This is a genomic window from Marinimicrobium sp., from assembly GCF_002695945.1.
Taxonomy (GTDB): Bacteria; Pseudomonadota; Gammaproteobacteria; order Pseudomonadales; family Cellvibrionaceae; genus Marinimicrobium; species Marinimicrobium koreense.
Map to the genome: position 1 here is coordinate 210,012 of NZ_NZQP01000012.1, position 8,482 is coordinate 218,493.

8 protein-coding genes and 1 pseudogene are annotated in these 8,482 nt (G+C 55.1%); 2 read left to right on the top strand and 7 right to left on the bottom strand.

Annotated features, from left to right (window positions below):
- Window position 1: 1 nt before the first annotated feature.
- Both CMG77_RS01830 and CMG77_RS01835 read right to left on the bottom strand, forming a co-directional pair.
- Window positions 2-976 carry a glycoside hydrolase family 5 protein gene (locus tag CMG77_RS01830; RefSeq protein WP_123638116.1) on the bottom strand — a complete coding sequence of 325 codons (975 nt, stop codon included), beginning with the start codon at window positions 974-976 and terminating at the stop codon, window positions 2-4.
- Between the two features lie 149 nt (window positions 977-1,125).
- Window positions 1,126-1,368: a hypothetical protein gene (locus tag CMG77_RS01835; RefSeq protein WP_286806226.1), complete on the bottom strand. Its 243-nt coding sequence runs from the start codon at window positions 1,366-1,368 to the stop codon at window positions 1,126-1,128.
- Between the two features lie 144 nt (window positions 1,369-1,512).
- Between CMG77_RS01835 and CMG77_RS01840 the strand changes: the two genes are divergently transcribed.
- Complete coding sequence (locus CMG77_RS01840; RefSeq protein WP_286876432.1) at window positions 1,513-2,520, top strand: hypothetical protein; 1,008 nt, start codon at window positions 1,513-1,515, stop codon at window positions 2,518-2,520.
- A 145-nt stretch (window positions 2,521-2,665) separates the two neighbouring features.
- On the opposite strand, the gene CMG77_RS01845 is transcribed toward CMG77_RS01840, so the two are convergent.
- From CMG77_RS01845 to CMG77_RS01865, 5 genes are all read right to left on the bottom strand, one after another.
- Window positions 2,666-3,124 (bottom strand): SRPBCC family protein, encoded by a 459-nt coding sequence (locus CMG77_RS01845; protein WP_286806221.1) that lies wholly within the window; start codon window positions 3,122-3,124, stop codon window positions 2,666-2,668.
- Between the two features lie 144 nt (window positions 3,125-3,268).
- Entirely contained in the window at window positions 3,269-4,882 is a 1,614-nt protein-coding gene (locus CMG77_RS01850) for an ABC-F family ATP-binding cassette domain-containing protein (protein ID WP_286806218.1), read from the bottom strand.
- 209 nt (window positions 4,883-5,091) lie between these two features.
- Window positions 5,092-5,820, bottom strand: a complete 729-nt coding sequence (locus CMG77_RS01855; protein ID WP_286806217.1) for an NYN domain-containing protein — start codon at window positions 5,818-5,820, stop codon at window positions 5,092-5,094.
- Window positions 5,821-5,850: 30 nt separating this feature from the next.
- Entirely contained in the window at window positions 5,851-6,138 is a 288-nt protein-coding gene (nadS, locus tag CMG77_RS01860) for a NadS family protein (protein ID WP_286806216.1), read from the bottom strand.
- Window position 6,139: 1 nt separating this feature from the next.
- Window positions 6,140-6,472 carry a type II toxin-antitoxin system RelE/ParE family toxin gene (locus CMG77_RS01865; protein ID WP_286806215.1) on the bottom strand — a complete coding sequence of 111 codons (333 nt, stop codon included), beginning with the start codon at window positions 6,470-6,472 and terminating at the stop codon, window positions 6,140-6,142.
- A 190-nt stretch (window positions 6,473-6,662) separates the two neighbouring features.
- Here CMG77_RS01865 and CMG77_RS01870 point away from each other — a divergent pair.
- A pseudogene (locus CMG77_RS01870) lies at window positions 6,663-7,904 on the top strand (methyl-accepting chemotaxis protein); the annotation flags it as partial.
- Window positions 7,905-8,482: the final 578 nt, after the last annotated feature.

Here is an 8,482-nt window from a genome sequence, read left to right on the forward strand (position 1 = left end):
TTTATTGAGGTTCGCGTGCCTCCCATTGGCGAATAATGTCCCGAGCATACCGGCCAGAGGCGGTGTAGTCCTTCTCGGACCAGTTGCCCTCGGGGCTGGCGCCGACGACCAGCGCGGATGCACCTTCCTCTTTGTCGTTCAGTGCCCAGTTGGCGTGACTGATATTGTGTTCCTTGAAGAAGTCCATCCAGATTTCGGTTTGCGCTGTCGCAACATCACCATCGCCGTTGGCATTTACGGTGCCCCACTCTGTCGCGAACAGGGGCAACCCTTTATCAAGGGCGTCGCGGGCTTTGTCCCGCAGAGAATCGGTGTGGGTACCCGCGTAGAAGTGCAGGGCATAGGCGAGGTTCTGAAAACCGGTAATGGGGCTTTCGGCCGCGACGTCCACATCCTGTGACCAGTTGGGCGTGCCCACCACAATCAGGTTGTCCGGGTCGATAGCGCGGATGGCTTCAATGACTTGCACCGCATAGGGCTTGAGGGTATCGGTCCAGGAGACATCCAGCGGCTCGTTGTAGATTTCGTAAATGACGTTCGGATGCTCGCCGTATTCCTCGGCCATTTGCGTGAAGAAAGCCACCGCGCTGTCCGGGTGATCTTCGGCGTGGTGGCTGTGCCAGTCGATGACGACGTAGAGGTCATTGGCAATGGCCGCGTCCACCACTGTGCGAATCTTGGTCAGGTTACTCTCAGGTGACTCCAGATAACCACCGGGGGTTTCTATGCCCATGGCGGCGCGAACCAGCTCGGCGTTCCAGTCTTCAGCCACCGTCTTAACCGCGCCCGCGGTATAGAACTTGTCCCCGCCCCAGCCGTCGTTACTCCAGAACAGGCTGGGCCCGGCGATGCTGCCGGTGGAGCCGCCGATCAGCACCTGATTGCCTTTTGTGGTGAGAGGGGCGACATCCGCTAAAGCGCTCAGCGAAAATAGGGAAAGCAGCAAGGCTGCCAGTACGGGCTTGAGGTTCAGCATCGGGAATCTCCTTCGGAGCGATTATTATTAGAAGGCAATAGGGAGAGCATGATGGAGATCATGCTCTTTTACCATCAGTGAATATAAAGTTTTATATAAAAACCGCTTCGAGGTTACCGCACCTTTCATAAAAAGCCAAACGCCGACTCTCAGCTCGCTTCTTGCATCGGCAAGTGATAGAAGCGCCGGGTTTCCGCAACCATCTCCGCTTCGGTCATTTCCTGAGCGGGCTTGGACTCCCTGACCCGGCCGGTAAACCGGTCGTGTTCTTTCAGATAGTGCAGCAGCTCTTTACGGGCTTCCCCCGACCCGATCAGGTACAGGTCGTCGGCGCGAGCGATCGCTTTACCCACGGCCTCGTAAAAGCGGGTGAGTGCATGCCGGTAATCCAAGAATAGGCGATTCCCGGCTGCGCTTCTGCTTGAGCGCGCTGCTGGCGCCGGAGAAGCATCGCGTTTCGTGACCCCGGTCCTCGACCTGCACGGAGGTTCGTTGTAGTGTGTGCCGCCCGATTGACTGTCAAGGAATCCGAGACAATGCTGCAACTGATCGCCCTGATTAAAAACCTGATCTGCTACGCCCTGCCGATTTATCTGGTGCATCTGTACCTCAAGCACGCCTATGGCATTGGCGCCTGGCAGACCATTCGCTGGTGGGCTAAGAACTGGGGCGGCCTGGAGCACCCGGGCATTACCTTGACGTTCACCATTCTTCCTCTGCTTTTTATCATTTTGATCATGTCGCCCATGGCCAATCGTGTCTATCTCTCGGCGGTGGGGGAGCAACATAGGCTGGTATACCTTGGCAATGACGGCCCGGGAGCCGGCCGCTACCTGCCGCGAGATGAGCCTCGGTCCGAGCCGTATACTTATCTGTCAGATGTCGGCTACAACATGAGTTTTGATGATATCTACCGAACTGAACTCTTTATCAAAGACCGTGGGACCGACACGGCAGGTACACCTGTCAAAGAGTTCCGTATGATTCATTTTATGGGTACCGTGGCGTTTATACTGGTGCTCTGGTTGGTGTTCATGAGTGCGCTGCACCTGCTCGCTCACCCTGCCAGTGTGGCAGTGGCCAGTGGTGGTACACAGGTTGAGCAGGCCACCATGGAAAGCTTCGACGAACAACTGCGCTACTGGCATTTAAATAGAGGAACGCTGTTGGCGATTGGTTTTGGTGCAGTGGTGATGGGATGTGTTGGAGGCGCTCTGTCCCGGACGGAGTTCGGGGCTCGAGCCTACCCGCTGCCATCGACGGTTCGTCCAGGTAATACGTTAACCGGTGTGCCGGTGTATAGAGCGTCCGATTTTGAGCATCGTCAACGGATGGATGGCGAGTTCGATAGTGTGAGAACCCGATATCGTTTTGTTACGTTAAAGTTTACCGACGGATTCCCGATGCCCGCTTACGTGACTACCCGGTTTCATACCGATGAGCATCCCGGTCTCTTTGACCGACTGAAGGACCAGATCAAAAACGAGCAACCGATAGAGGTCAGGGTCGATGACGCACAGCGTATACGTATTGAGCGGCAATAGTCCTTGAGAGAGGAAGGAGTTTGCGCTTATGGATTCAAGAGCTGCGTTGGCCGCTACGGCACCGCTGCTGGGATTGTCCCATACCTGTTTTTGGATGTGCCGGCGCAGGCCCTCAGCGGTCTGGCAGCGTGCGCCGGTCACTCCATCAACCGTTATCGGGAATCTCCGGTTCCACCAGCTTGGCCAGCTGTTCCAGCGATTCCTGCCACCCCAGATAGCACATCTCCTCCGGAATCACCGAGGGGATGCCCTCCTGAACAATGTGAATCTCGGTGCCGCAAGAGACCGCTTTCAGGTCGACGGTCACCATCATCTCCCCGGGCAGGTTCTCATCATCAAAGCGGTCGGTATGCCGGATGCGCTCATTGGGCACCAGCTCCACATATTCGACGGTAAACGAGTGGCTGCTACCAGTGCCAAAGTTGGTAAATGACATGCGGTAGCCGCCACCCACCTTGGCGTCTATTTCATGGACTTTGCCGGTAAAACCGTAGGGCGCGATCCAATATTCCAGGCCGTCTTTACTGGTAAAGGCCTTATACACCCGCTCGGTGGGAGCGCGCAGGACGCGGTGCAGTCGTACGGTGCCGGTGTTGGCTGGCATATTAATCCTCCAAAAGTTGAACAGTGAGCCCATCACAGGGGCCGTTGCTGAAGTAAAGCAGAAAATCCGGGGGGTTGGAGCCCGAACCTCGCTGCTTCTGTTCAACTGGTCGGTTGAACCACGACAGAATCGACAGCCCAATTGTCAGAATGGCTCCAAATTCCAACCTTTTTTGGTAGCTACCAGCCGACCCGTCAATCCGAGGTTATTCAGAAATCGGTCGTCATGCGATACCACGAGCAACGCCCCCGGGTAGTGGCGCAACATAGTCTCCAGCGCCTCTGTGGAAGGCAGGTCGAGATGGTTGTTCGGTTCATCCAATAGCAGCAGCTCCGGGGGCGGGTCGGCATAGAGGATACACGCCAGTGATCCTTTCAGGCGCTCGCCTCCGCTGAGCCTTCTACTCGGCATCTCGACTTTGGGTGCGTCCAGTCCCAGTTGTGCCAGCCGCATCCGTAAGTCCCCTTCGGGGGTGGTGCGGTTCGCCAGTTGTAACTGCTCGAGCACCGTTTTCTCAGGGTCAAGGTTGCCCAGCCGCTGATCAAGATAGGCGCAGTGCGGCGTCACCTTGCAGGTGCCCGACAAGGGCGCGAGCTGGGCTGCGAGCACGCGGAGCAGAGTCGACTTCCCACAGCCGTTCGGGCCGACCACGCCGATGCGCTGCTGCCCACTCAGGGTCAGGCTGATAGTGCGCGTAGGGCCCTCAACAAAGGGCAGCTCCACGGCCTCCAGTTCCGCCACCCGACGTTTTGGTGCCTGCCAAATGGGTATGGCATGCAGGGTGATCTCGGCTTCATGATTGATCTGTTGCGCTGCTTCGCGCACCTGTTGGTTCAGCTCGGCTCGAGCAGTGGCGTGCTTCTGGTGTAAGGCGCCTGTCCAGTGTTCGCTGCGCTCCTTCTGGCGGTCCAGAAGAATTTTGGCCTGATTGGACTCCTTGCCCTGTTGATTGCCGCGGGCCCGTCGACGTTCCTGACGTTCCCGCTGCTGGCGCATTGCCCGCTCCTCGCGCTGGCGTTCGAGCTTGCGCTGATTAAGCTGATCCAGGGCGTTCTGTCGCTCCTCGGCCCTGCGTTCGGCATAGAAGGTGTAGTTGCCTCCGTAGCGGTGCAGTCCCTGCGGGGTCAGTTCGACGATGTGCTCCATGGCGTCCAGCAGTTGCCGGTCGTGGCTGACCACGATCAAGCCACCCGGCCAGCGCTTGAGATGTTCGATCAAGGCCTGTCGGTTTGGTCGGTCGAGGTGGTTGCTGGGTTCATCGAGAATCAGAAAGTCGGCGTCCGAGAGCAGGGCGCCAATCAGGGCGACGCGCATGGTCTCCCCACCGCTGAGTAGACGGGCAGGGGCGGTTGCCTCAAGGTGGCCAAGGCCACCGCGCTCAAGTTCATGGCGCAGTCGCTGGCGAATGTCCCAACGCTCGCCCACGGCATCGAAATCCTCCGGTGCCGTACTGCCCAACTCAATGCGCGCCAGCGCATCCAGCGCAGGCTGAACGCCCGCCAGGTCACCGACGGTGGCGCCCTCCGGGCAGGTTACTTGTTGGGCCAGGTAATGCACCAGGCCGGAGCGCAGGCAGTCTCCGGCGCTTGGCTGCAGTTGCCCCGCCAGAATGCGCGCCAGGACCGTTTTGCCGACGCCATTGCGGCCTACCAGCCCCGTCGGCTGCATATCGAAGGTTTCATTAAGATCGGCGAATAGCGCTCTGCCATCCGGCAGAACCTGGGAGACACCTTTCAGTGTGAGATAGGTTGTAGTCATGCGATATTCCATGGATGCCAAGAACTCCCCCGGCGACTGGGGGCTGGTGGAGACTGGCCGTCTTGAGGACGGCGGCATCAATGACGCATTGGACTAGTACCTTTCTAATAGAGCGGAGTTCGTACAAGTATTGTACAAGGGCGCGCCGGAATGGACAACGTAGAGATCCCAAAACGCGGAGCGGTAAAGCTCCCTTTTAGCTTTAAAAATTACTGGCGAGCGTCTTTAATAAACATGGCTGTTCCAGCCTTTCTCATTTCCACATGAAATAGCTCAGTTGCTCTAATTAAATCTCCCAACTTCTTGTAGCCATAGTTAATTGAAGAGAATGAGCTGTTGTTTGATATGTAGTGGGCGACTTTGCTCATGTGTGCCCAGCCATCATCCTCAGATGTTTGCTCCACCGCGGTCCTTAGCAGCCTTACCAAGGCGGTGTCCTGCCTGAGTTCATTTCTACTCCTCTTTGCTGAACGTTGAGGTACTTCTGACTCTTCCTCCGCTTCAACAACGAGGTTTTCTGTGTAGATGAACGTCGAGCACGCATCGACGAATGGCTTGGGGGTTTTGCTTTCACCAAACCCGTAAACGGTCAGTCCACTTTCCAAAAGCCTAAGTACAAGGGGCGTAAAATCGCTATCGCTAGTCATCAAAGCAAATGCATCGACGGTATTACTGTAAAGTAGATCCATCGAGTCAATGATCATTGCTGCGTCGGTGGCATTTTTACCTTTTGTATAAGCGAACTGCTGCATGGGTCGAATGGCATGAGGGTGAAGCTTATCTATCCAGCCAGACAAAGAGGGACTTTTCCAATCGCCATGTGCATGACGGACGTTAACAATCCCATGTTTTGCGAGCTCTTCCAGTACTCCGTCTATTGAATTATGGCTGACATTATCGCAGTCAATAAGAAGCGCTATTCTTTTCCGTTCTGGCATAAATCCCTCTGAATTTACAGTATTGAGAAATCAAGCACTAAGTGCCTTCAGTACAGCTTTCGGCTCTTTCGATACCACATTCAGCAGGACAAGCGCGGGGCCGTGTGGCGCGCGGTCGCCACGTTCCCAGTGACGCAGCGTGCTGACGCTGATACCGAAAGCGGAAGCGAATTCATTCTGGGACATTCCAAGCTTGGCTCGAACCTGTTTGACTTCTACAGGCCCAAATTCATGCACTACAGCTTTTTCGATCTTCCCCTTGGAATATTCAAGGGCCTCATCCAGACCCTGCTTTATGCTTGCAAATGCGCTACTCATATTAACCACCATATCGCTTAAGCAACAGGTCAGTCAGCTTGCTCAATTCATTACGTTCAGACTTTGAGATATTCGCTTTCTCACCCTTGCCAAAAACTGTCAAAAGGAATAGCGGCACACTTCCATTATGGTAGTAATAGATAACCCTTACTCCACCACTTTTACCTTTACCTTGCGCAGACCAGCGAAGCTTCCTGATTCCTCCAGTGCCTTGCATAATATCCCCGCCCTGCGGATGAAAAGCTAAGTAATTGATAATACTTGCCTTTTCCTCATCCTTGAGGAGGTTAGATGCTCGCTTGATAAATTCAGGGAGTTCTACGATGGTCTGCATGGCTTTAGTGTAATCCATTGGATTATGGGTGGTCAAGAAATAAGCCTATTGTGTTCAGCCTATGGCGATTGTCTGGCCGTATTGTCTGCATCCGGGAAGCGGCGAGTCCAAACCATAACCCTTGCTTATGGACTCAAGAGCTGCGCTGGCGTGCCGATAGCGTGGGACTACCGTCAAATGGAGCTCCCTGATGTTCAATCGCCGCCTGAAACAGGAATTCGAAGCGCAGCGCGCAGAGTTGGCAATGCTGCGGCAACTGACCGAGCAGATGGACCGGGGCATGCTGTCCATCACGCTGGATGCGGACTTCTGCATCTCGGCCGTAAACCAGGGCTTTGCCGATGCGCTCGGCTACCGGAAAGATCAGCTGCTGGGGCGGCCGATGTCGGAGATTGTGCCACCCTATGTGCCAAAGCTGGCCTGTTTCCGTAACTTTAATCAGGCCGTTGCCAGGTTCGAGCCCGTCAGTGATGACTACCGTTACTTGCGGGGCGATGGTGGCCCTTTGGTCTGGCTGAACGTTCAATGGTTTCCGGTACGAGGGGAGGACGGCACGCTCGCCTATGTGCAGGGCTATGCCCGCGATGTCACCAAGTCCGTGGAGGGCACAAAAGAAAGCGAGGCTTTCATTGATGCGCTGATTCGCTCGACCGCTGTCATTCAGTTCAATCTGGATGGCATCATTATCACCGCAAACCAGCAATTTCTGCAGGCCATGGGCTACCGGCTTGAGCAAATCGTTGGTCAGCACCACCGGATATTCTGTACCCCGGAGGAGGCCGGCTCGCCCGAATACGTTGCATTCTGGGAAAAGCTTAATAGCGGACAGTACGTCGCGGATCGCTTTAAGCGGATCGATAGTCGTGGCTCTGAGGTGTGGCTTGAAGCCACCTACAATCCGGTTTACGACGCCGAGGGCAACCTTTCAAAAGTCGTGAAATTTGCCAATGTGGTCACTGACGAGGTGGCGCGGGAAGCCCAGGTCCGAGAGGGCGCAAGCGTTGCCTATGACGTTTCACAGGAGACCGATGTGAGCGCCCAAAGAGGCACTACCGTCGTCAAGAAGACCGTTGAAACCATGCAGAAGATAGCCGCACAAATGCAGGCGGCGACTCAAAGCATTGAGGCGCTGGGTGAACAGTCCCTGCAAATCAACGCCATCGTGCAAACCATCGGCGGCATTGCGGAGCAGACCAACCTGTTGGCGTTGAACGCCGCTATTGAGGCCGCCAGGGCCGGAGAGCAGGGGCGTGGGTTTGCCGTGGTGGCCGACGAGGTACGGCAGTTGGCGGCTCGCACCAGCAACGCCACAGAAGAAATTGTGAGCGTCGTCGAGAAAAACCAGACGCTCTCAGATGAGGTCAAGCGCCAGATGTTCAGTTCCCGGGAGGAGGCCGAACAGGGCCTGGATCTGGCGAACCAGGCGGGCGCCGTGATTGTGGAAATTCAGGAAGGCGCCAAACAGGTGGTAGACGCGGTAGAGCGCTTTGCCAACCGTTTGCAATAGCGGAAAGCTCAGCGCATTCGAAAATGGATGAAAAATAGAGTACCTATTGTAACAAATGTAAAAGAGGGTCTCCTATGGTGTACAGATGCCCGGCCAAGATGTATTTTTCTAAAGCCTGAACACCACAGGCCATCGAAGGCTCATTATATCACTGGGATCAGAGTGATAGGGAATGGTTACTAGCGAACATGAGTGGATTGATGAAATTAATAAGAAGCGTGTTCATATTTCTCTCTTTGGCGTTTTCCCTTAATACGACAGCGGAGAGTGTGGTTATTGAATGTTATGAATGCACAAGTGAACATCGGCATTCGAAGGCATTGAGCTGGGGCGAAATTAATGCGCCATACATCCCCAAGCCATACGTTGATATGTATGATCCGCCCCTCATTACAATTCTAAACCTAAGGAAACTCTGATTAATCGCAGCGCAATTTGATGTGTACTCGAAAAATCGGAATTTCCGGCTATTTTCGGGCGGTATAAGGCCCGATCTGTTGTTT

Bases quoted from the DNA above. Each gene is read 5' to 3' on its own strand.
- CMG77_RS01830 (WP_123638116.1), bottom strand. From the start codon at position 976: ATGCTGAACCTCAAGCCCGTACTGGCAGCCTTGCTGCTTTCCCTATTT.
- CMG77_RS01840 (WP_286876432.1), top strand. From the start codon at position 1,513: ATGCTGCAACTGATCGCCCTGATTAAAAACCTGATCTGCTACGCCCTG.
- CMG77_RS01845 (WP_286806221.1), bottom strand. From the start codon at position 3,124: ATGCCAGCCAACACCGGCACCGTACGACTGCACCGCGTCCTGCGCGCT.
- CMG77_RS01850 (WP_286806218.1), bottom strand. From the start codon at position 4,882: ATGACTACAACCTATCTCACACTGAAAGGTGTCTCCCAGGTTCTGCCG.
- CMG77_RS01855 (WP_286806217.1), bottom strand. From the start codon at position 5,820: ATGCCAGAACGGAAAAGAATAGCGCTTCTTATTGACTGCGATAATGTC.
- nadS (WP_286806216.1), bottom strand. From the start codon at position 6,138: ATGAGTAGCGCATTTGCAAGCATAAAGCAGGGTCTGGATGAGGCCCTT.
- CMG77_RS01865 (WP_286806215.1), bottom strand. From the start codon at position 6,472: ATGCAGACCATCGTAGAACTCCCTGAATTTATCAAGCGAGCATCTAAC.